At 74.8% G+C, this 22155-nt stretch carries 20 protein-coding genes and 2 pseudogenes; 7 read left to right on the top strand and 15 right to left on the bottom strand.

What is annotated here, in order from left to right:
* Positions 1-4: 4 nt before the first annotated feature.
* The 5 genes and pseudogenes from JNW98_RS23930 to JNW98_RS23950 all read right to left on the bottom strand — a co-directional run.
* Positions 5-652: pseudogene (locus JNW98_RS23930) on the bottom strand (helix-turn-helix domain-containing protein); the annotation flags it as partial.
* A 472-nt stretch (positions 653-1124) separates the two neighbouring features.
* Positions 1125-1697 (bottom strand): RNA 2'-phosphotransferase, encoded by a 573-nt coding sequence (locus tag JNW98_RS23935; protein WP_223770343.1) that lies wholly within the window; start codon positions 1695-1697, stop codon positions 1125-1127.
* A gap of 161 nt (positions 1698-1858) precedes the next feature.
* Positions 1859-3052, bottom strand: coding sequence for an MFS transporter (locus JNW98_RS23940; RefSeq protein ID WP_223770344.1), 1194 nt, complete (start codon positions 3050-3052; stop codon positions 1859-1861).
* A gap of 131 nt (positions 3053-3183) precedes the next feature.
* Entirely contained in the window at positions 3184-4182 is a 999-nt protein-coding gene (locus JNW98_RS23945) for an ADP-ribosylglycohydrolase family protein (protein WP_223770345.1), read from the bottom strand.
* Between the two features lie 9 nt (positions 4183-4191).
* Entirely contained in the window at positions 4192-4752 is a 561-nt protein-coding gene (locus JNW98_RS23950; RefSeq protein ID WP_223770346.1) for a CGNR zinc finger domain-containing protein, read from the bottom strand.
* A 118-nt stretch (positions 4753-4870) separates the two neighbouring features.
* On the opposite strand from JNW98_RS23950, the gene JNW98_RS23955 reads away from it, so the two are divergent.
* The gene (locus JNW98_RS23955) at positions 4871-6142 is read left to right on the top strand and encodes an MFS transporter (RefSeq protein ID WP_372459314.1); all 1272 of its coding nucleotides are present in this window, start codon (positions 4871-4873) and stop codon (positions 6140-6142) included.
* A 264-nt stretch (positions 6143-6406) separates the two neighbouring features.
* Positions 6407-7024: a hypothetical protein gene (locus JNW98_RS23960; protein WP_223770347.1), complete on the top strand. Its 618-nt coding sequence runs from the start codon at positions 6407-6409 to the stop codon at positions 7022-7024.
* A gap of 133 nt (positions 7025-7157) precedes the next feature.
* On the opposite strand, the gene JNW98_RS23965 is transcribed toward JNW98_RS23960, so the two are convergent.
* On the bottom strand, positions 7158-7349 hold the full coding sequence (locus JNW98_RS23965; protein WP_223770348.1) for a hypothetical protein: 192 nt from the start codon (positions 7347-7349) through the stop codon (positions 7158-7160).
* 100 nt (positions 7350-7449) lie between these two features.
* On the bottom strand, positions 7450-7983 hold the full coding sequence (locus JNW98_RS23970) for a hypothetical protein (protein WP_223770349.1): 534 nt from the start codon (positions 7981-7983) through the stop codon (positions 7450-7452).
* 452 nt (positions 7984-8435) lie between these two features.
* Here JNW98_RS23970 and JNW98_RS23975 point away from each other — a divergent pair, with 452 nt between their 5' ends.
* The gene (locus JNW98_RS23975) at positions 8436-9704 is read left to right on the top strand and encodes a globin domain-containing protein (protein WP_223770350.1); all 1269 of its coding nucleotides are present in this window, start codon (positions 8436-8438) and stop codon (positions 9702-9704) included.
* Positions 9705-9748: 44 nt separating this feature from the next.
* On the opposite strand, the gene JNW98_RS23980 is transcribed toward JNW98_RS23975, so the two are convergent.
* From JNW98_RS23980 to JNW98_RS23990, 3 genes are all read right to left on the bottom strand, one after another.
* Positions 9749-10009: a hypothetical protein gene (locus JNW98_RS23980; RefSeq protein WP_223770351.1), complete on the bottom strand. Its 261-nt coding sequence runs from the start codon at positions 10007-10009 to the stop codon at positions 9749-9751.
* Between the two features lie 105 nt (positions 10010-10114).
* The gene (locus JNW98_RS23985) at positions 10115-10570 is read right to left on the bottom strand and encodes a hypothetical protein (protein WP_223770352.1); all 456 of its coding nucleotides are present in this window, start codon (positions 10568-10570) and stop codon (positions 10115-10117) included.
* Between the two features lie 74 nt (positions 10571-10644).
* Entirely contained in the window at positions 10645-10971 is a 327-nt protein-coding gene (locus JNW98_RS23990; RefSeq protein ID WP_223770353.1) for an ArsR/SmtB family transcription factor, read from the bottom strand.
* A gap of 141 nt (positions 10972-11112) precedes the next feature.
* Here JNW98_RS23990 and JNW98_RS23995 point away from each other — a divergent pair, with 141 nt between their 5' ends.
* A complete protein-coding gene (locus JNW98_RS23995) occupies positions 11113-12549 on the top strand; it encodes an MFS transporter (protein WP_223770354.1) in 1437 nt (478 codons plus the stop codon).
* A 13-nt stretch (positions 12550-12562) separates the two neighbouring features.
* On the opposite strand, the gene JNW98_RS24000 is transcribed toward JNW98_RS23995, so the two are convergent.
* Both JNW98_RS24000 and JNW98_RS24005 read right to left on the bottom strand, forming a co-directional pair.
* A complete protein-coding gene (locus JNW98_RS24000) occupies positions 12563-13375 on the bottom strand; it encodes a class I SAM-dependent methyltransferase (RefSeq protein ID WP_223770355.1) in 813 nt (270 codons plus the stop codon).
* A gap of 147 nt (positions 13376-13522) precedes the next feature.
* A complete protein-coding gene (locus tag JNW98_RS24005; RefSeq protein WP_223770356.1) occupies positions 13523-14932 on the bottom strand; it encodes a glycoside hydrolase family 18 protein in 1410 nt (469 codons plus the stop codon).
* A gap of 383 nt (positions 14933-15315) precedes the next feature.
* On the opposite strand from JNW98_RS24005, the gene JNW98_RS24010 reads away from it, so the two are divergent.
* A complete protein-coding gene (locus JNW98_RS24010; protein ID WP_223770357.1) occupies positions 15316-15603 on the top strand; it encodes an FG-GAP repeat domain-containing protein in 288 nt (95 codons plus the stop codon).
* 58 nt (positions 15604-15661) lie between these two features.
* Here JNW98_RS24010 and JNW98_RS24015 read toward each other — a convergent pair whose 3' ends face one another.
* Positions 15662-16420 carry a class I SAM-dependent methyltransferase gene (locus JNW98_RS24015; protein ID WP_223770358.1) on the bottom strand — a complete coding sequence of 253 codons (759 nt, stop codon included), beginning with the start codon at positions 16418-16420 and terminating at the stop codon, positions 15662-15664.
* Between the two features lie 247 nt (positions 16421-16667).
* Between JNW98_RS24015 and JNW98_RS24020 the strand changes: the two genes are divergently transcribed.
* The gene (locus tag JNW98_RS24020) at positions 16668-19112 is read left to right on the top strand and encodes a SpoIIE family protein phosphatase (protein WP_223770359.1); all 2445 of its coding nucleotides are present in this window, start codon (positions 16668-16670) and stop codon (positions 19110-19112) included.
* Between the two features lie 32 nt (positions 19113-19144).
* On the opposite strand, the gene JNW98_RS24025 is transcribed toward JNW98_RS24020, so the two are convergent.
* Both JNW98_RS24025 and JNW98_RS24030 read right to left on the bottom strand, forming a co-directional pair.
* Positions 19145-20356 (bottom strand): cation:proton antiporter, encoded by a 1212-nt coding sequence (locus JNW98_RS24025; RefSeq protein WP_223770360.1) that lies wholly within the window; start codon positions 20354-20356, stop codon positions 19145-19147.
* A gap of 628 nt (positions 20357-20984) precedes the next feature.
* Positions 20985-21287, bottom strand: a complete 303-nt coding sequence (locus JNW98_RS24030) for a hypothetical protein (protein WP_004953812.1) — start codon at positions 21285-21287, stop codon at positions 20985-20987.
* Between the two features lie 274 nt (positions 21288-21561).
* Here JNW98_RS24030 and JNW98_RS24035 point away from each other — a divergent pair.
* Positions 21562-22155: pseudogene (locus JNW98_RS24035) on the top strand (N-acetyl-gamma-glutamyl-phosphate reductase); the annotation flags it as partial.

Raw genomic sequence — 22155 nt, forward strand, 5'->3', positions numbered from 1 at the left:
GTCCCGGCGGCAGCCCGGCCGCCTCGCGGACCACGTGCGTCATGTGCGCCTGGTCGGTGAAGCCCAGTTCGTCGGCCAGCAGCCGCAGGTCCGTCTCGCCCTCGCTCAGCCGGTCCAGCACCTGCGCGACCCGCAGCCGGTTGCGGTACCGGGTGAGCGTGACGCCCGTCGTGGCGGCGAAGACGCGGCTCAGGTGGTGCGGCGAACAGCTCACCGTGCGGCTCAGCTCCTCCAGCCCGAGCGTGGGGTCGGCGGAGAGCGCGCCGCGCGTCTCGTCGACGAGCCGCCGCCGGGCGGCGGCCGTGGCCGGGCGGCCGGCCGCCACCCGCTCCGGAGCGATCTGCTCGAAGACCGAGCAGGCCAGGGTGAGGGTGCGCTCGGTCAGCTCGAACGCGTCGCTGTCCGCGGACACCGCCCGGGCCAGCAACAGCCGGTGCTGGAGGCCCAGCCGCGGTGACACCGGAGTCACCCAGCCCGGCACGGTGGGCTCGCCGCCCAGCAGGGCGGCCACGCTCGGCTCGGAGAGGACGATCTGGGTGTAGACGTCGCCGCCGCACGGGTGCGCGAACTGCTGCTCGCTCCCCAGCCGCTCCACGAACACACTGGCCGCGTCGAGGAGTTGCTCCTTCCCGTCGACCCGGCCGCGCGCCATCCCCCGGTGCGGCAGGATCAGCCCGAAGACCGTCGCGGGCCGGAGCTGCGTCCAGCCGTGGGGCGGATCGCCGCAGTTCACCACGGCCAGGTGGGCGTCGTCGGTGTGCAGATGACTGCGCCGCTTCACTGCCACGCGCGCACTGTACGCGGGGCCCGCGCCGCCGGGTCAAGAGGTTGTGCCACTACGCAATCGGGGAAGGTCAAGGGTTTCGGCCACGGCGGATCCGACCGCGCAAAGAAATACAAGCGCGAGGGCGCCCGACAGGTCCAGGATGAACCCTGGGCGCCCGGCACGGGGGTGCGGGCGCCACCGGGAGGAACGGCCCGGCCGGGGGGACTCCGTGTGCTCCCTGGCCGGCCCGGTGGACGGGAGCGCCCGCGGCTCTCCTCCCGTTCCGGGTTGCGGGGGGGCGGGGGAAAGGAGTTCGGCGCCGTCGCCCGGGCCGCTGAGGCGCGTTGCGTCACGCGCGTCAGGCGGGTGTGGCCGCGCCGCCCCCGTCGCCGGAGCGGAAGCGCAGATAGCGGGCGGGGACCGCGTCCGTCAGCCACACCCCGTTCTCCGTGACGTGGAAGACGTGCCCCGCGGCCCGCATGGCGCCGGAGTCGACGGCGAGGACGACGGGCCTGCCGCGCCGGGCGCCCACCCGGGCAGCGGTCTCGCGGTCCGGGGACAAGTGCACGTGATGACGGTTCATCGGGCGCAGGCCCTCGGCGCGGATCGCGGGAAGGAAGCGGGCCACGGTGCCGTGGTACAGGTACGGCGGCGGCTCGGCGGGCGGCAGGGCGAGGTCGACCGGCACCGAATGCCCCTGCCGGGCCCGGATCCGCTCCCCGTCCACGGCGAACCGCCGCTTCTCGTTGGCCTCCACCACGTGGTCCAACTCCGCGCGCGTGAAAGGGAAGCCGTGGGCGGCGGCAGCGGCGAGGAGCTCGTCGATCCGCACCCAGCCCGCCTCGTCGAGCCGGATGCCGATGCGCTCGGGCTCGTGGCGGAGGTGTTTCGAGAGGTATTTGGAGACCCGTACCGTTCTGCCGTTGTCCATGCCGCCAGTCTGCTCGCCGGTGCCGGTGCGGTCACCCCGATTTCCGATCACCGGGCCGTCCGGTTCCGGTCACCGGGCCGTCCGGTTCCGGTCACCGGGCCGTCCGGTTCCGGTCACCGGGCCGTCCGGTTCCGGTCACCGGGCCGTCCGGGGCCGCGCCGTCAGGACGGGACCGCCGGCCCGCCCCGCGCGGCGGCCGGCAGCAGCCGCTCGGCCGGCAGGGCCGTCAGCGCCGCCAGGGTCAGCAGCCCGCCCGCCAGGAAGGTGCCGTGCACCCCCGCCGTGGGCAGCAACGCGCCGCCGAGCAGGGCCCCGAAGGCCACTCCCGCGTTGAACGCGCCCGAGTTCGCGGCGAGTGCGACCTCCGTACGGCCCGGCGCGGACTCGAGGACGCGGGCCTGCGTGGCCATGAACACCGGTCCCAGCGACGCGCCGAGCAGCGCCAGGAAGGCCACCGCCGCCGCCTGCCGGTCGCCGAACGCGTAGAGGCCCAGCATGCCGGCCGCCTGCGTGCCGACCGGGACGGCCAGGGTGGCGCGCGGATGGCGGTCGAGCAGCGGCCCGGCGACAGAGACCCCGACGACGCCCGCCACACCGGGCACGACGAGGAGGGCGCTGACGGAGTCGGCCGAGAAGCCGCTCACCTCGCACAGGAACTCGACCACGTACGTGTATCCGGCGAAGGCGCCGGTCACCGACAGCGCCGTGACGGCCAGGACGACCGCGAAGCGGCGCCGGTCCGGGCGTGTACCCCGCGAGCCGTGCCCCTCCTCGGGCCGGGTGACCGGCAGCAGGGCGGCGACCAGGACCAGGGAGACCACCGCCGCGCCCGCCAGGACGGCGAACGGCGCCGCGCGGCCGTGGTGCCGGCCCAGCCACGCCCCGGCCGGAACGCCCAGCACCATGGCGAGCGACCCGGCGACGGACAGCACCCCGAGGACCCGCCCCCGCACGCGCTCGGGGAACAGCCCCACGGCCACCGGCCCCATCACCGCCCAGAACAGCGCCTGGGCGAGCGCCGTCACCACCCGCGCGGCGAACACCCACCCGTACGAGGGAACCGCCGCGGCCACCGCGTTCGCCACCGCCAGCGCCCCGAGCAGCGCGGTGAGCAGGTGGCGGCGCGGCACCGACCGCGTGAGATGGGCCAGCGGCAGCGAGGCGACGGCCACCGTCACGCCGTAGCCGGTGACCAGGATCCCGACGGCGCCGAGTGAGGCGCCCAGGTCGTCCGACAGCAGCGTCAGCAGCCCGATCGGCAGATTCTCCACCGTGTTGAAGGTGAACGCCGCCACCATGAGCGCCGCCACCACCCCGACCCGCCGCCAGAGCGCCGGCTGTGTGTCGCTGGTCATTCCCCTTCACCCCTCCTCCGCGGCGCCGGTGAGCCGACCGGCACTGGTAACCGACCGGCGTCGGTGTGCCGTTCAGCGTAGGGAGGGGGTGATCAGCTGCGCATCAGGCGGCCGCCGGGACGCGGAGCGGCTCAGTGGTCCCACAGGGTGCCGAAGGCCGTCAGTTCCTCTCGGTGTTCCAGGCGGGCGGTCCACTCCGTGGGCCAGGCCGTCGCGCCGAGGTGGGCGCCCGCGAAGGCGCCGGTGAGGCAGGCGATGGAGTCGGAGTCGCCGGAGCTGCACGCGGCCCGTCGTACGGCCGTGAGCGGCTCGTCGGGGAAGAGGAGGAAGCAGAACAGGCCCGTCGCCAGGGCCTCTTCGGCGATCCAGGCCGCGCCCGTCGCCAGGCACGGGTCGGCCTCGGGGTCCGGTGCGCGCAGGGCCTCGTCCAGCCGGTCGAGCGTCGCGAGGCAGGTGTCCCAGCCCCGCGCGGCGAACGCCTCGGGGGAGGGGTCGTGGGCGTACCGCCAGAGGTCGCCGAGCCAGCGCTCGTGGTAGCGGGTGCGGTTCTCCTCCGCGTACGTCCGCAGCAGGCCGCACAGTTCCGCCGGGCGGGCGCCCTGGGCCAGCACGTGCACCGCGTGGGCGGTCAGGTCGCTCGCCGCGAGGGCCGCGGGGTGGCCGTGGGTGAGACCGGACTGCAACTGGGCGGCACCGGCCCGCTGGTCGGGGGAGAGGCCGGGCACGAGGCCGACGGGGGCCACCCGCATGTTCGCTCCGCAGCCCTTCGAGTGCGGGTCGCAGGCGGCCTGCCAGGGGCGGTCGTCGGCGGCGAGGCGCTCGCACGCGGTGAGGCAGGTGCGGCCGGGCGCGCGGTCGTTGTCCGGGGACCGCCACCAGGCGACGAACTCCGCCCGCAGCGCGGGCGCCAAGTGCCGCGCCTCCAGCGGTCCGTGCTCCAGGGCCGTGCGGAGGGCGCGGGCGACGGCGAGCGTCATCTGCGTGTCGTCCGTGATGAACGCGGGGCGCGGCAGGTCCATCTCCCGCCAGGGCCCGCACTTCCGCAGGATCGACTCCACGTCGTTGAATTCGGTGGGGAAGCCCATCGCGTCCCCGACGGCCAGCCCGGTCAGTGTTCCTGTCGCTTTCACCCGGTCACCCTAGTCGGGGTCGCGGGCGGTCTGCCGGGCCGCGTAGCGGCGGGCCTTGGCGCGGTTGCCGCAGACGCGCATCGAACACCAGCGGCGGCTGCGGTTCTTGGACGTGTCCCAGAAGACCCAGGCGCAGCCGTGCTCCGCGCAGCGCTTGAGGCGGGCGGCCTCGCCGGTGACGACCAGTTCGCTCCAGGCGACGGCCAGGGCGCCCAGCGCGCGCCGCGCCGGGGGCGCCTCCGGGTCGGGGACCAGGGCGGCGCCCGCCGCGCCGGGGTGGAGGACGGCCCGCAGGGGCAGGGCCGCCAGCGCCGCCTCGGCGTCCCCGACGAGCCGGGGGTCGGCCGAGTCGCCGACGTGGACGCCCAGTTCCTCGCGGAGGCCCGCGCGCAGCGCCAGGGCGAGGCGGTGGTCCTCGGCGCCGGGTGCCGGGTCCCCGGCGGGCAGTCCGCGCTCCCGGAACCAGACGGCCAGTGCGGCCGGGTCGGGGAGGTCGTCGGTCCCCTCCTCGACGTCGACGGTGTTGACGAACGCCTCGATCAACAGGGCCGCCGGCGGTGCTTCGCGCATTTCGTACCTCCCGCGCACAGCTTAACCGGCTATCGCCGTCACCGGTTGACGGGTCGTCGCCCCCCGTGCGAGGCTCCGGTCTCACCGCTAACCGGTCATCCGTCATAGGGGGTTTATCGTGAGCTTGGCGCAGGACGCCGCCGCCGAAGGGCGGGCGGCGGAAGGGCCGTCCGCCGGAACCCGCAACTCCGTCGTGCTGCCGGTGTTCACCGTCGTCACCAACCTCGCGGACGGCGTCACCAAGGTCGTCCTCCCGCTGCTGGCGACCCGGCTGACGGCGTCCCCGGCGCTCGTCTCGGCGGTCTCCCTCGCGTTGACGCTGCCGTGGCTGCTGACGGCCCTGCACGTCGGCGTCCTCGCCGACCGGGCCGACCGGAGGCTGCTGCTGTGGTGCGCGGACGGCCTGCGGCTGCTCGCCGTCGGCGCCCTCGGCGCGGCGGTGGCGACGGACCGGGCGGGCATCGCCGTCCTCCTCGGGGCCGCCCTCGTGCTGGGCGTCGCCGAGGTCGTCGCGCTCACGGCCGCGGCGGCGCTCGTCCCAGCCCTGGTGCCGCCCGGGCGCAGGGAACGGGTGAACGCGTGGATCGCCGGGGCGGAGACGGCCGCCAACGAGTTCGGCGGCCCCTTCGTCGGCGGCCTCCTGCTGGCCGCGGGCACGGGCATCGCCCTCGGCTCCGTCTGGGTCGCCTACGCGGCCGGCAGCGCACTGCTCCTGCTGCTCGCCGGCCGGTTCCGGGCCGACCGGCCCGCCCCGGCCGGACCCGCCGCCGGGCCGCGGCCCGACGTGCACCGGGAGATCCGGGACGGGCTGCGGTTCCTGTGGCGCGAGCCGCTGCTGCGGACCATGTCGCTCACCCTCACGGTGCTCTGCGCGAGCTGGGGCGCCTGGACCGCTCTGATGCCGGTGGTCGCGACGGGACGCATGGGCCTCTCGGCCGGCGACTACGGGATCATGGTCAGCGCCCTCGGGCTCGGCGGACTGACCGGCGCGCTCACCGCCACCCACGTCAACCGGCTGCTCGGCCGCCGCCGGGCCCTCCTCGCGGACCTGGTGACGACGTTCCTGATGGTGGCCGTCCCCGGCCTGACCGGCAGTCCGTGGGCGGTGGCCGGCGCGGCCTTCCTCGGCGGGCTCGGCGGCACCCTGTGGACCGTCAACGCCCGCCTGATCGGCCAGCACCTCGTCCCGGACGCCATGTCGGGCCGCTACAACGGCGCGTACCGGCTGCTCAGCTGGGGCGCGATGCCCCTGGGGGCGGGCGCGGCGGGGCTGCTGGCCCAGGGCTTCGGCGAACGGGCCGCCTTCCTGGTCTTCGCGGCGGCCGTAGCGTTGACCGTGCCGCCGTTCCTGCGCACGGTGACGCCGGAGCGGCTGCGGGTGGTTGGCTGACGCCCATGCCGCCGGCCTCGCCTACGCCCGCCGGCCCCGCCGATGTCGCCGAGCCCCGCGGACCCCTTCCGCGGCGTCCGCCCGGCCCGTTTTCCCCGTTCCCGCCCCCCTCCGCCCGTCCATTCCCGGCCAACTCGCACAAGTGTCCAAGCGCGTCATTCGGCGCCGCACCAGCACCGGGAGTCACAGGACCCAGCCGGAGCGTGGCCGATCCCTTTCGGGCGGTGCAGTCACGGGAACCACGGCTGTCTACTCTCCTCCGCCATGCGCCCTACAACACGCAGACGCCTCGGTCTCTCCGGCCTCCTCGCCCTCGGCATCGGCCTGCCCGGCCTCGTCCAGCAGCCGGCCTCGGCCGCCGCCGCGCCGCCCATGGCCATCACCGTCGACAAGCCGTCGGCGACCCCCGGCTCCACGGTCACCATCACGATGACCTTCACCAACGACCAGTCCACGAACACCCAGTTCGTGTACCAGTCGATCCAGCCGACCTGGAACACCACGCAGGACCCCGGGCTGAAGTACACCTTCAAGTCCTGCACCGGTGAGGCCGTCCAGTGCGACGTCAACGGCCAGACGGGGACCGTCCGTTACAACGTGCCCGTCGTCCCGGGCGCCAGTCGCACGGTCAAGCTGACCTACGACATCGCCGCCGACTCGGCCTGCGGCCCCAGCCGGCGGATCGACTTCTACTCGTACGTCTACTACGAGTACCAGGGCGGGCAGCAGAAGAAGGACGGCGTCTACACGACGGGCACGGACATCGCCTGCGCCACGCCGCCGGCCTCGGCCGCCGGGGTGAAGCCGAACAAGGCCGTCAAGGCGTCGGACGCGGTCACCGCGCAGCTGCGGCAGCGGCACGCGGCGGCGGTCCGCCACTGATCCGCACGGGACGGGCCCCGGCCCGCTCCCACCCCGGACGCCGGACGGACAGCGGTCCGTCCGGCGCCGGCCGGCGAACCGGCCGGCCCTGTCGGCCCCACCGGCTCCCTCGGCCCCGTCGGCTCCGGAACGCTCAGCTCTGGAACACGGTGTGCACCCCGAGGCAGCCGTCCGCCTGGCACATCACCAGGACCCCCAGCGTGCCCTGATCGTGCACCGACACCTTCGAACTGCCGCAGGTGCGGCACCGGAGCAGCCCCTTCGACCCCAGATGCGCGCGGGCCCGGGCGTCGATGGTCTTGGAGTCGCCGATACGGGACGTCATCTCGTCACCTCTCTCTGTCCGGCGCCCCATGGTGCCGCGCGGGCGGGCGGGTTGTCCGGCGAACGGACGGTCCCGGGCACCGCCTCCCGAGGACCGGCCCTCAGCCCCGGCGCGCCGCCGTGTGCGCCCGCACCCCGGCCAGGCCCAGGAAGACGAGGGTGACGACCGCCCCGGCCGCCACCGCGCCCGCCAGTCGCGTACCGCTCGCCGTCCCCCCGGCCAGCACCGCCGCGAAGACCGCCGGCGCCGCCGCCAGACCGGCCAGCAGCCAGCCCGTGAACGCCCGCCGGGGCCGCGCCGGTTCACTCCGCACCGGACCGCCGAGCACCGCCCAGTGCCGGTCCGTCTCCCGCCGCTCGCGGCCCTGTTCGACCACGGCGCGCGAACGCAGCGCCACGCAGACCGCGCCCCCGGCCGCCGCGACGCCGCCGATCGTCGGCCACGCCGCCCCGGCCAGCAGCAGCGGGGCCAGCAGCGCGGTCGTCCCCCAGCCCGTCAGACAGGCGGTGGCCGCCAGCCGGCGCGACCGCGGCCGGTCGCCGCCGGCCCGGACGTCCGTGACGGCCGGCAGGTACCAGACGCAGCCGGACGCGCACAGCACCACGACGCCGAGCGCCAGGACTGCGTGGGACATGACGTTCCTCCTCGGAGCGGGGCCTGGTCGGGGCGCGCGGCCCCGACGACGCGCGGAACCGGGAGGAGCCCGTGCGTCACGGGGGTCGGTCGGCTCCTCCCGGCCCGCGTCCAGCATCGGCGGCCCGGCGCCGGCCGGACCCTGGGCCGAACGGTCCCGCCCGGGTCCAAGGGTCCCCTGACGGGCCGTCAAAACACGGCAGGCGGCGCTCCGGAAGGGCCGAACGGCCCTGGTGGACGGGGCCCCTCGGGCACAGGTGACGGGTGCCATACTGGCGCGCGCCGCCCACCCGACGGCCGGGACCACCGGCAGCAGGAGCCGGCCCGCACCACCCCCGACAGGAGTCCCCGCACCGTGTCACGCCACGACTGGAGCGCCCCCGCCACCCGCCCGCACCCCTCCCCGCCCGCCCGGCCCCGACGCCGCGGCGACCGCCCCGCGGGGTGTTGACCGTGAGCACCGTCGGCGACGAGTACCACGGCCTGCTGGCCCGCCACGACGCGATGCGGCTCCGCCGCTCCCTGCTCTCGCAGGGCGAGCGGCGCACCCCCGCCGCGCCGCGCCGGACCGCGGCCCCCTACGACGGCGCGGCCGACCAGCGGGAGATCCTGCGCGGCATCGACCTCGTGTCACCCTTCGACGAGCTGATAGCCGAGCTCTACGACGAGCTCTTCCAGCGCTGGCCCTACCTGCGGTCGCTGTTCCCGGAGTCCATGGAGTTCCAGCGCCGCCACCTCGCGCACATCTTCCAGTACCTCATCGACCACCTGCACGACCCGGACGAGGTGGCCGCCACCTTCACGCGCCTCGGCCGCGACCACCGCAAACTGGGCGTCCGGCCCGCGCACTACGAGGCGTTCGAGGCCGCCCTGCGCGAGGCGCTGCGCCGCACCGCGGGCGCGCGCTGGACGGACGCCATGGAGACGGCGTGGCTGCGCATGCTGCGCTTCGCCGTGGCCGCGATGGTCGAGGGCGCCGAGGCCGCCATCGGCGAACCGCCCGCCTGGCAGGCCGAGGTGACCGCGCACGAGCGGCCCCGCCCGGACCTGGCGGTCCTCCGGGTCCGTACCGGCGAACCGTACGCCTACCGCGCCGGCCAGTACGCGGCCGTCCAGTCGCCGCGGCTCCCGCAGGCGTGGCGCTACTACTCGTTCGCCAACGCCCCCCGCCCCGACGGCGAGCTGGAGCTGCACATCCGGCTGGCCGGCGGCGGGGGAGTGAGCGAGGCGCTGGTGGCGCACACCCGCGTCGGCGACACGCTGCGCCTGGGCCCGGCGAGCGGCACGATGACGCTGGACGACGACCTCACCGGCGACATCCTGCTGGTGGCCGGGGACACCGGCTGGGCCCCCGCGAAGGCGCTGCTGGAGGAGCTCTCCTCGGGCCGCGCTGGCCAGCACGGCGTGCACCTCTTCCTGGGCGCGCGGAGCTACGCCGACCTCTACGACGCGGAGACCCCGGCGAGCCTGGCCCGGCGCAGGCCCTGGCTGCGGGTGGTCCCGGTGATCGAGGACGGACCGGGGCCGGGCCGCTGGGAGGCGGTCGCCGACGCGGTGCTGCGGCACGGCGACTGGTCCCGGCGCACGGCGTTCGTCGCCGGGCCGCCCGCCCTCGTCCGGGCGATGACGGCGGGGCTCGCGGCGGCGGGCCTGCCCGCCGGCCGGGTGCGGCACGACCCGCTCCCGGCCGCGCGCGGCGTGGCGGCGCTCAGCACCTCCTGACGGCGGGGGCGGGCCCGCCGCCCCACCCCGCCCGGGGCGCCGGATCAGGCGTTGTTCTCGGCGTCGATGCACCACTGCATCCGCTGCTGGAGGGCGTTGGCCTCCGACCGCGTCCGCTGGGCGCCGCTGTGGTCGCCGCTGTGGTCGAGCCGGGCCGCGCGGTCCCGGAGCCGGGCGATCTGCTGGTGCATCGCCGGCACGTCGCAGGTGATCGTGCCCGCGACGGCGGACTGCGCGGGCAGGGCCGTGAAGACGACGCCCGCGGCCATCGCGGCGGTCACGACGAGGGTGGACATACGACGCATTGGTGTCTCCTTGCTGTCCGGTGCCGGGTCCGGCGGACCCGTTGACGCGCACCGGGCGGTCACCCTACCCCGCCATGATCAACTTCATGGCCGGCGTCCGGGCGCTCAGCGCCGGCGGGCCGCCAGCCACGGGGAGAGGGGTACGAGCACGTGCTCCTTGTATGTCACGTCGCCCGGCAGCGGGACGACGAGTACGGTGGCCGGCGGGAAGAAGCGGGTCACGATGTGGGCGGTCCCGGTGAACAGGGCGCGCAGGAAGTGCGGTACGTGCTCGTGCGCCACGTCCGGGAAGTCCACGCCCTCCACGATGACGCGGGTGTCGCCCTCCGGGTGGACCGTCAGCTCGACGTGCGGCGGACCGGCCAGTTCCACGTACGCCTGGTGCGGCAGCGACCCGTCGGGGTCGGTGACCGCGAAGATCGGGGCGGAGGTGCGGCGGGCCACCTGGTCGGCGCCGATGTCGTGGGAGACGTCGGTCACCTCGCGGCCGTACTCCGCCGCGACCGCGCGGACGGCGGCGACGACGGATTCCGTGCTGGGCGTGGGTTCTGTGCTGGTCATCGGCCCATCATGCAGGCGGGCGCGGGGGCGGTCCCGGCCGGGGTGCGCGCGGGCCCACCGGGGCGGTTCCGGGGTCAGCCCGCCTCGGCCAGCCGCGGCGGCTGGATCGCCGTCAGCGCCGCGTGGAGCCGGTGCAGCGCGTCCGGCCGCACCGAGTAGCAGATCTGCGTGCCCTGCCGGCGGGTGACGACCAGCCCGGTCTCGCGCAGCACCTTCAGGTGCTGGCTGATGGTCGGCTGCGACACGTGGAACAGCTCGGTGAAATCGCAGGCGCACGTCTCGGGCCGCTCGGCCAGCGCCTTCATGATGCCCAGCCGCACCGGGTGCCCGAGTGCCCTGAACATCGCCACCTCGGCCGCTTCGACGGTCCGGCCGGTCGAACTCCGCGCTTTCTCACTCACGTTGACACTCTATCAAATCGCGCTTATATAATCCGTTGCCTAAATAGCCAAGTGCCTATGAAAGCCTGTGGGTGATCCGCCGCCGGAACGGCGTGGCGTGCGGTGAGACGCGTCGTGGACGCCCGGGCGAACGGAGGTCCTATGCGGGACGAGTCCGGTACCACCACCCCCGCGGAAGGCGTGCTGTCCCCGCGCTACCGCGCCCTGTCCTTCGGGCTGATCACCTCGGTGACCCTGGTCGCCTTCCTCTGGCTCGGCGTGGCGACCGTGCTGCCGCGCGCGGCCGAGGAGCTGGGCGGGGTGCACCTCTTCGGCTGGGCCTTCACCGCGTTCATGCTCGCCAACCTGTTCGGCACGGTTGCCGCCGGCCAGGGCGCCGACCGCGGCGGCCCCGTCCGCCCCTACCTCCAGGCGTTCACCGTCTTCGTCGCCGGCTGCGTCGTCGCCGCCCTCGCCGGCAACTGGTACGTCCTGCTGGCCGGCCGCGCCCTGCAGGGGCTAGGCGTCGGCGGCGTCCTGGCCCTCGCCTACCTGATCGTCGGGCGCGCCTACCCGGACGCGCTCCGGGCGCGCATGCTCGCCCTCGTCGCCTCCGCGTGGACCCTGCCGGCCCTGCTCGGCCCGGCCGTCGCCGGGGCGCTGGCGAACGCGACCGACTGGCGCGTCGTCTTCCTCGTCCTCGTCCCGCTCGTCCCCGTCGCCGCCCTGCTCACCCTGCCCGCCCTGCGCGGTCTCGCCCCCGCAGAACCCGGGCCGGGCGGGAACCGGCTGCCGCTCACGCTCCTGCTGGTGCTCGGCGTCGGCGCCCTCCTCGCGGGCCTGGAGAACCGCGACCCCGCGGTGCTGGTCCCGCTGGTCGTCGCCGGACTCGCCGTCACCCTGCCGGCGCTCCGCAAGCTGCTGCCCGCCGGCACCCTCACCGTCCGCCGCGGCATGCCCGCCGGCATGGTCGTGCGCGGCCTGGTCAGCGCCGCCTACTACGGCGGCGAGTCCTTCTTCCCGCTCAGCATGACGCGCGTCATGGGCCTGGACACCCTCGGCTCCGGCCTCGCCCTCTCCGCCGGCGCCCTGACCTGGGTCACCGGCGCCTGGCTCCAGGCCAAGCTGGACACCCGGGGCGGCGGCGCCGGCCGGCACGCGCGCGTGGTGCTCGGGTTCGTGCTGCTGCTGGCCGGCGACGGGATGATCGCCCTGGCCGTGGGCACCTCACTGGAGAGCGTCGCGCTCGCCGTGGGCGGGTGGGCCGTCGCCGGCCTCGGCATGGGCCTCGTCTACCCCGCCGTCACCACCATCGTCCTCTCCCTGGCCCCCAAGGGGCAGGAGGGCGCCGCCAGTTCGGGCCTTCAGCTGTGCGAGACCCTCTCCGTCGCCGTCATGACCGGCGTCGGCACGGCCGTCACCGCGTACGGCTCCTCCCACGGCTGGGGCGACGGCCGGGGGCTCGGCCTGATCTACCTCATCGCCGCCGCCTGCGCCGTCCTCGGCGTCGCCGCCGGCCTGCGCACCGCGGTGCGCCGAAACACCGGGGCGACGGAAGCCGCCCCCGAACCGGCGTCCAGGGCCGAGCACCCGGCGTGAGGGACCGGAAAGACTAGAAGGCGTGGGGCCGCCGGCCCTGCACCGAGTACATGAGGCACGAGGTGGCCAGGAAGTCCGGGTGGCTCATGGCCTCGCGGGCCGCCCGGAGACCGTCGTCCGTCAGGCCGGCGGAGCGGAAGCGGTCGCGGAGGTGGCGGGTGTTGTGGATCTGCAGGGCCGTGCCGGGGGAGTGGGCCCGCCACTGCTGGACGGCGGGCTCCGCGTCGACGTGGACGAGGCCAGCCCGGTGCATGGCGGTGGCCGCCCGGCGGCCCCAGGCCAGGTCGACCCCCGCCGCCCGGAGCAGCCGGAGCTTGGCGTCGAGGTAGGCGCGGTAGGCCGCCGCCGCGGCCTCGCCGCACCCGCCCACCGGCACCAGCGGGCCGTAGGTGGTCTCGTCGAACTCGTCCAGTTGCAGCCAGCCCCCCGGTCGGAGCGCGGCGACCAGCCGCCGCAGCACCGCCTCGCGCTCGGGCAGGTGCATCAGCACCAGGCGGGCGTGGACGATGTCGAACGCGCCCTCGGGCAGCGGGTCGGTCCGCGCGTCGTGGACGAGGACGCGCAGGCCGGGCGCGGCCGGGGCGTGCTGCGGTTTGACGTCCGTGGCCAGGACGGAACCGGTCGGCGCGACCCGCGCCGCCAGCCACCGCGCGACGCTGCCGCCGCCCGCGCCCACCTCCAGGCAGTGCGCCCCCGGCGCGACCGGGAGGCGGGCGAGCCGGTGGGTGCTGAAGCCGTCGTACGCCGCGGCGAGGCAACGGTGTTGCTCCGTGGCGTGCTCACTGTCGTTGTCGAACGCGTAACCGAGCGGAGGAGTCGTGGTCATACCGTCCTCGGAGTCGTCGTGGTCCGGAGCCCCGGCGCTGCCGGAACCGACGGTACCGACCCCGGCGCGCCCGGACCCCGGGGACGGCCGACGACCACCCGGTACGGGGACGGAAGCCCCCGTACCGCCGCATACCCGTGCGAGAGGTCAGCCGGTGAACGTACCGAGGATCCTGCTGTACTCGTACTCCTGCTGGCCCGGTATGCCGGAGCAGACCGGGCTCGCGGTCGGTTTGTCACACGGGTGGTCGCGGGTGGCCGACCACATGGACAGCCGACCGATGTGCTTCTGCGACGCCCAGGCGGCGAGCCGGCGGGCGTCCTCCAGCGTGAAGGTCTCGCCGGGGCTGTCGTTGACGCCGATCATCGGGGTGATGCCGACCATCTTCCACACCGCCGCGTCCGGGGTGCCCGGGTAGAGCGCGGCGAGCTGGTCGTGCAGGTTGGTGCCCGCGTCCATGGCGGCCTGGCCCATGTCCTTGACCGGGGGGCCGTAGTCCATGGCCATCACGTTCCAGGTCTCCACGGCCAGTCCGTTGCGCAGGGCGTCGCGCACGACCTCCAGGCCGTCCGGGGTGAGCCCGCTCGCCAGGACCGGCAGCGTGTACGAGATGTGCAACGGCGTGCCCTTGGCCGCGTACCGCTTCTGGAGTGCGGCGAGCGCCTTGGCCCGCCGGGTGTTGGCCGCCTTGTCGACGACGGCGGTGCCCTCGACGTCGAAGTCCAGCTTGTACGCCTTGAGCCGCTCGACGACACCGCCGTACGCCTCCGTGAGGGCGCCGACGTCCGTGATGTCCTGGGCGAGCTCCTGGTTGTTGGCGCCGCCGAACGAGACGACCACGTCACCGCCCGCCCGCCGGAGCGCGTTGATCCGTGGGACCCCGTAGTTGCCCGAGACGGGGTGCGAGTGCTGGCCGCCCCAGACCGGCGTCTTCCGGTCCTGGGCGTCCGAGACGACGAACGCCGTGGTGAACTGCCGGGCCCCGCTCGCCTCCGACATCTTCGGCAGGTCGGGTTCGGGGTAGAGACTGGTGTCGACGTACGGGGCCCAGGTGGCGGGCGCGTCGGGCTTCCCGGGGGCGGCCGCGATGGGGGAGGGGTCCTCCTTCCAGGCGATGATGATCTCCAGGCCGTTCTGCGGCACCTTCCTGCGCCAGTCCTGGGACGGGTTCACGGTCAGCGTCGAGCCGGCGACGGTGACCTGGTCCTGCTGGTACTCGCTGTCGAAGGCCTGGCCCTCGGGCAGGGTGAACCGCACCTTCCAGTCGACGTCCGGGGTGGCCTGGCCGCTGACGGGCTTCAGTACGTAGTGGTAGGTGCCGCCGCTGCCCCAGTTCTGGTCCTTGCTGCCGGACTGGTCGCCGGTCCAGGACAGGCCGACCTTGTCGGCGGCGGACAGCAGTTCGGCGCCGAGCGGGCCGACGGCGAGGGTGGGCACACCGGACGATGTGGGGGTCGGTGCCGCGCCGGCCGGCAGGGCGGCGGCCGTTCCCGTCAGCAGACAGAGAACGGTTCCTGAGGCGACGACGGCACGGCGGACGGTGGGAGAGAGCGTCATGGTTCCTCCGCAGGCGTGGGGACTGCACCCCCCTCGGCGGAACAGCGCGGACCGGTCGGACGCGGGAGCAACTCCCCATTGCTTCCACGCCGTTGGTCTGGACCACGGTGTTCCTCGGGCAGCATAGGGGGGCCGACGCGCGAGGGGAAGGCGGGAGCCGTGACAAGCGCGAGACGGGAGTGCGCTCGGGCCGGAGCGCCGAAGCGGCTTGATTCCGAAGGGAATTGTGGCCGACGGCCGCTGTTCCCCAGTAGGAATCGGACCTTCAGTCATGGGTTACGGACGTCGGCCCGGCCGCCGGGGCTGCCGGTAACCCGTGGGCCCCTAGCATCGGTCGCGCCCTCCGGGAACCTCCCGGAAGCATGTGTCAGGGAGGCATTCCTGTGCGCACTTCGAAGGCCATCGCCGCACTCGTCCCGATCGCCCTCGGGGCGGTCCTCGCTCTCCCCGCGGCCGCCTCGGCCGACGGCTCCCGGCACGGCAGCCGGGCCGCCGCCGCGGCGCCCGCGTTCGGCAGCTTCCTGTTGCAGACCGGCACCGCCCTGCACGAGACCGACGACACCTTCGCGACGGCGACCGCCGACTGGAACCGCGACGGCCGCCCCGACCTGGTGGCGGTGAAGAAGAGCCGGACCGGCACCGGCAGCACCGAGGTCCACGTCCTCGGCTGACCCCCTCCCGTTCGCTGCCCGCGGGCTTCCACTCAGCGGGCGGCGAACGGACGCCGGGTCAGGCGGGCTTGCGCGCCTCGAACAGCACCCGCGACGAGTGGGCGACGAACGGGCCCTCCGCCCGGATCCGCTCGTCCAGCTCGCGCAGCCGGTCCCGGTAGCGGTCGACGGTGAAGCCGGGGACGGTCCAGATCACCTTGCGCAGGAAGTACACCACCGCGCCGACGTCGAAGAACTCCATCCGCAGCCGCTCCGACCGGACGTCCACCACCTCGAGACCGGCCGCCCGGGCCGCGGCGCTCTCGTCGTCCGGGTGGCGCTTCCGGCGCGCCTCGGGCTGCGGGCCGAGGAAGAACTCCACCAGCTCGAACACACTGGCCGGCCCGACGTGCTGCGCGAAGTAGGTGCCACCCGGCCGGAGCACCCGGGCCAGCTCCGACCACCACACGGTGGCCGGATGCCGGCTGGTCACCAGGTCGAACGCCGCGTCGGCGAACGGCAGCGGCGGCTCGTCCGGCGCCGCCACCACCACCGCGCCGCGCGGGTGCAGCAGCGCGGTGGCCTTGGCGACGTTCGGCGGCCAGGACTCGGTGGCCACCATCGCCGGCGGCAGCACGGCGGCGCCCGCCAGCACCTCGCCGCCCCCGGTCTGGACGTCCAGCGCCGCCGACGCCCCGGCCAGCCGCGCGGCCATCAGCTTCTGGTAGCCCCAGGAGGGGCGCGCCTCGGTGGCCCGGCCGTCCAGCCAGGAGAAGTCCCAGCCGTCCACGGAAACGGAGGCCGCCTCGGCCACCAGATCATCGAATCCACGGTTCATAGCCCGAATCATCACCATAAATCGATGACAGTGCCATGTAATTTGTCGGCCGGCTGCGGACGGCCGGACCCGCCCGCGCCTCCGCCGGACCCGCCCCGGCTCGCGCCGCCCCCACCCCCGCTCCCGCCGGACCGGCCGCGCCCGAAGGGCGTACGGGCCGGACACGCGTCACTGTGGAAGATGTCCCGGGTGGAAGGCGCCCCGGCGCAGGCGCGGCCGGCCGGCCCCGCGCGGAAGGAGGCAGCCCATGGCGGACGCAACCACGACGCCCGTCAGCGAGAGCCCGGACGACCCCTTCTCGCTCGCCCGCGCGGCCACCTTGGTGCTCGACCACCGGGGGACGGTCGTCGGCTGGGGCGAGAACACCACGGCGCTGCTGGGCCACCGGGCCGAGGAGGTGACCGGCCGGCCCGCCGCCGACGTCCTCCTCGCCCCCCGCGACCGGACCGAGGTCACGGAGACGGCGCGGACCTGCGTCCGGGACGGCGGCTGGTTCGGGGTGCTCCCCGTGCTCCGGGCCGACGGCAAGCGGATCCACATCGGCGTCCGCGCCCGGCGCGTCGTCCGGCCGGACGGCCCGCCGGAGTGGTTCCTGGTCGGCGCCCCTGCCGAGGACGTCGTCCAGTGGGAGACCGACCGGTCCGTGCTCGACGGGCTGTTCCGGCGCTCGCCCATCGGGCTGGCCGTGCACGCCCCCGACCTGAGCATCCTCCGCGTCAACAAGGCCGTCGCCCACATCGGCGGCATCCGCGCCGAACAGGCCGTCGGCCGCCGCACCGGCGACTTCCTCATCACCGACGACACCGACACCATCGAGAGCCGGCTGCGGCAGGTGCTGGAGACCGGCCGGCCCATGATCTTCACCGAGCAGCCCTGCCGGCTCCGCGCGGCCCCGGCCGAGGAGCGGTTCGTCTCCGTATCGGCGTTCCGGACGACCGACTCGGCCGGACGGGTGCTCGGCGTCACCCAGTTGGTCGAGGACGTCACCGAACGCCACCGCGCCCGGGTGCGGCTCGCCCTCCTCGACGAGGCCGGCCGCCGCATCGGCACCTCGCTGGACGTCGACACCACCGCCCGCGAGCTGGCCGACGTCCTCGTCCCCGAGCTCGCCGACTGGGTCTCCGTCGACCTCCTCGAAGCGGTCAGCCGCGGTGACGAACCCTCCCAGGACGGCGCCGGCGCCGTCTGCCGGGCCGCCTCCGCCACCGTCGTCGCCGAGGTGGAGGAGGCCCTGCACCCGGTCGGCCACCGCATCGTCTTCCCCCCGGACAGCCCCCAGGCCCGCTGCCTCGCCGACAAGAGCCCGGTCCTCGTCCAGGACGGCCGGGGCCCCTCCGGGCTGCGGGCCGTCGCGCAGGAACGCGCCGAGCGCGCCGCCGAACTCGGCGTCCACTCCGTCATGATGGTGCCGCTCGTCGCCCGCGGCCTCGTCCTCGGCCTCGTCGCCCTCTGGCGCGCCCGCCGCCCCGAGCCGTTCGAGGACGACGACCTGACGCTCGCCGCCGAGTTCGCCGCCCGCGCCGCCGTCTGCATCGACAACGCCCGCCGCTACACCCGCCAGCACCAGGCCGCCCTCACCCTCCAGTGCCGGCTGCTGCCCGGCGAGGTGCCCGACCTGCCCGCCGTCGAGGTCGCCCACCGCTACATCCCGGCCGGCGCCGCCGAGGGCGTCGGCGGCGACTGGTTCGACATCATCCCGCTCTCCGGGGCCCGCGCCGCCCTCGTCGTCGGCGACGTCATCGGCCACGGCATCGACGCCGCCGCCACCATGGGCCGGCTGCGCACCGCCGTCCACACCCTGGCCGAACTCGACCTGGAACCCGAGGAGGTGCTGTCCCACCTCGACGACCTCGTGCACCGGCTCGCCGCCGAACAGGAGGTCAACATCCGCGACTTCCCGCACGACCAGGTGACCGGGGCCAGCTGCCTCTACGCCGTCTACGACCCGGTCTCCCGCCGCTGCTCCCTGGCCCGCGCCGGCCACCCGCCGCCCGCGGTGGTGACCCCGGACGGCCGGGTGACCCTCCCCGACCTGCCGCCCGGTCCCCCGCTCGGCCTCGGCGGCCTGCCCTTCGAGGCGACGGAACTGGAACTCCCCGAGGGCAGCCTGCTGGCCCTCTTCACCAACGGGCTCATCCAGTCACCCGGCGGCGACGTCGACTCCGCCATCGCCGAACTCGGCCGCCAACTGGCCGTACACGACCGGCCGTTGCCGGAGACGGCCAAAGCCGTGGTGGACGCGCTGCTCCCGGCCCGGCCGCACGACGACGTCGCCCTGCTGCTCGCCCGCACCCGCGTCCTCGGCCCGGAACGGGTGGCCACCTGGACCCTCCCGGGCGACGAACAGGCCGCCTCCACCGCCCGCCGGCTGATGACCGAGCAGCTGACCGCCTGGGGGCTCGACGACCTGGTCTTCGCGACGGAACTCGTCGTCAGCGAACTGGTGACCAACGCCTACCGGTACGCGAAGGGGCAGGTGACCCTGCGGCTCATCCGCGGCCACAGCCTGATCTGCGAGGTCAGCGACGCCAGCAACACCTCGCCGCACCTGCGCCGCGCCCGCAGCACCGACGAGGGCGGACGCGGCCTGTTCCTCGTCGCCCAGCTCACCGAACGGTGGGGGACCCGCTACGAGCGGGAGGGCAAGACCGTCTGGACGGAACAGCCGCTGCCGCCCGGGCACCGCCTCTGAGGCTCCTCTCCGGCTTTTCGACAGCCCCCTCGTCAACGGGTGTCCGCGTGCTCCACCACCGGCCGGCCGGGCGCCGGTACCGACGCGGTGACGCGCCGCCGGGTCATCCGGCGCACCAGCGGCTCCGTCCACCGCGCCGCCAGCGGGCCCAGCACCACCAGCACCAGGACGTAGGCCGTGGCCAGCGGGCCGACTCGCGGCTCCACGCCCACGGCCAGACCGGCGATCACGATGGAGAACTCGCCCCGGGCGACCAGCGTGCCGCCGGCCCGCCAGCGCCCCGCCGGCCCGGCTCCCGCCCTGCGGGCCGCGTACCAGCCGGTGCCCACCTTGGTGAGCACCGTGACTCCGGCGAGGGCCAGGGCCGGACCGAGGACCGGGGGCACCGTCGCCGGATCGGTGCTCAGCCCGAAGAAGAGGAAGAAGACGGCGGCGAACAGGTCCCGCAGCGGGGACAGCAGCGCCCGGGCGTCCTCAGCCACCTCGTCCGACAGCGCGATGCCGATCAGGAACGCCCCCACCGCCGCCGACACGTGCAGCTCCTGGGCCACCCCCGCGAAGGCCAGCGTCAGGCCGAGCACCACCAGCAGCATCCGCTCCGGGTTGTCCGAGGACACGGCCCGGCTGATGACGTGCCCGTGCCGCAGCGCCACGTAGAGCACGGCGGTGACCGTGCCCAGGGACGTCAGCAGGATCAGCCCGCCCGCCCCGACGCTCAGGCCCGCCTGGAGGGCGGTCAGCAGCGGGAGGTAGCCGGCCATCGCGAGGTCCTCGATGACGAGGACGCCGAGCACGGCGGGCGTCTCCTCGGACCCCAGCCGGCCGAGGTCCGCGAGCACCTTGGCGATGACCCCCGAGGACGACACCCAGGTGACGCCGGCCAGCGCCACGCAGGCCACCGCGCCCCAGCCCAGCAGCATCCCGGCGGCCGCCCCCGGCAGGGCGTTGAGCAGGAAGTCCACCGCTCCCGAAGGGGATTGGGTGCGGAGACTGCTCATCAGCTCGGAGGCGCTGTACTCCAGCCCGAGCAGGAGCAGCAGCAGGACGACGCCCACCTCGGCCCCGGTGGCGACGAACCCCTCGCTGGCGCCCAGCGGACGGACGCCGCCGCGGCCGAAGGCCAGGCCCGCGAGCAGGTAGAGGGGTATGGGCGAGAAACCGATCCGGCCGGCGAGGCGGCTGAGGAGGCCCAGGGCGAGGATGACGATGCCGAGTTCGATGAGCAGCGTGGTGGTCTGGTGCATGGGCGGCTGTCCTCCGGCGGTCGAGGGGCTGCGGCGGCTGTGCCTGCGCGAATGCGGAGAGGTCCTGGAACGGCGACGGGAAACGGGTCGGACGACACAGGAGGTGCGGGGCGACAGGCGCGCGTGGGGGCACGTGCCGCGGCCCGGCCGGTGAGCTGACGCGCGGTCGGTTCCGGCGAAACGCGCACGGCCTGATGCGGCCGCTCATCGGATCGACGGCATCGCTCGTCCGAGCATCTTAGCGGAGAATGCAATAGTCCTATCGGGTTTCTTGAGAGTTGCGCCGTGCGCCCCCTTTCTCCCTCCGCGCGCGGGGCGACCGCCCTGCCGCGTGGGGGAGTCGGCCGCTATCGAGCGCGGAGACATGCCAAAGCGAGGGAGGGTGCAGGGGAGCGCACGCGGGGGGACGGGCAACCGTCCGGGCCGCGCCGGAGCGGATTTCTCCCGCGGCGCCGGGAAGGGGTCGGTGGCGTCATGCGGCATGCGTCAAGGCGCTCGGCGGTGCCGGGGCCTGCGGCCGGACCGCGTGCGTGCGTGGCTGCGGCGCGGCAGGGGAGTGCGTCCTTCCGCGCACCGGGGGCGGACGCGGTGTGGGCGGCCGGCGTGTTCGCGAGCCGGGCCGCGCGCCTCAGCCTTCGGGGTTGGCCTCCAGGCAGGTCAGCTCGATCTCGTCGACGAGCGCCTCGTACGTCTTGCCGGTCAGCTGGGCGACGTTCTCCATGCCGACCGCCGCCCACCCTGCCAGGCTCATGACGAGCGACCGGAGTCCGTCCGTGCCGAGCCGGGCCAGCACGTCGTCGGCCACACCCAGCGCCTCCTCCGGCACCCGCTCGGCCGGCTCCAGGCCGACCACCGTCCGCAGCAGGCCGACCGTCACCCGGCTGATCTCGGGGGCGATCGCGTACAGGCGGCGGTCTTCTTCCTCGTCCATGCTTCCCTTTCCGTCGGGCGGCGGGGCGGCCGTCCTTGAGAGACGGGGAGCTGTCTACCAGAAGTAACGTGCGGCTATCCGGGAAGAGTTGACGCGTAACGGCCCTGTTCTGGGCAAACGGCGACGAGACCTCACCCGCGTGGGTGATGCCGCCGGGCAGCGGCGGAAGGGCGACCGGAGGGGCCCTGCCGGAGAGGAAAGGTAAGGCTAGCCTAAGCTAAGCTTCGGCCGGATGGCAGGGCCGACGAGCAAGGAACGGATCCGAGGACCAGACATGGTGCGCATAGCTGTGGCGGGCGCGAGTGGATACGCGGGCGGTGAACTGCTGCGACTGCTCCTGCGGCACCCCCACGTCGAGATCGGCGCACTGACCGCCGACTCCAACGCCGGACGGACGGTGGGCGAGGTACAGCCCCACCTCGCCCCGCTGGCGGAACGGGTGTTGGAGAAAACGTCCCCAGAGGTGCTCGCGGGGCACGACGTGGTCTTCCTCGCGCTGCCGCACGGCGCGTCCGCCGCGCTGGCGGACGAACTCGGCCCGGACGTGCTCGTGGTCGACTGTGGTGCGGATTTCCGGTTGCGGGACGCGGGGGAGTGGGTGCGGTTCTACGGGGCGCCGCATGCGGGGACGTGGCCGTACGGGCTGCCGGAGCTGCCCGGCGGGCGGGAGGCGTTGCGGGGGGCGCGGCGGGTGGCGGTGCCGGGGTGTTATCCGACGGCGGTGTCGTTGGCGTTGTGGCCCGTTTTCGGGGCGGGGCTGGTGGAGCCGGAGGCCGTGATCGTCGCGGCGTCGGGGACGTCGGGGGCCGGTAAGGCCGTCAAGCCGCATCTGCTGGGCAGCGAGGTGATGGGGTCGATGAGTCCGTAC

Source organism: Streptomyces huiliensis (genome assembly GCF_020037025.1).
Taxonomy (GTDB): domain Bacteria; phylum Actinomycetota; class Actinomycetes; order Streptomycetales; family Streptomycetaceae; genus Streptomyces; species Streptomyces huiliensis.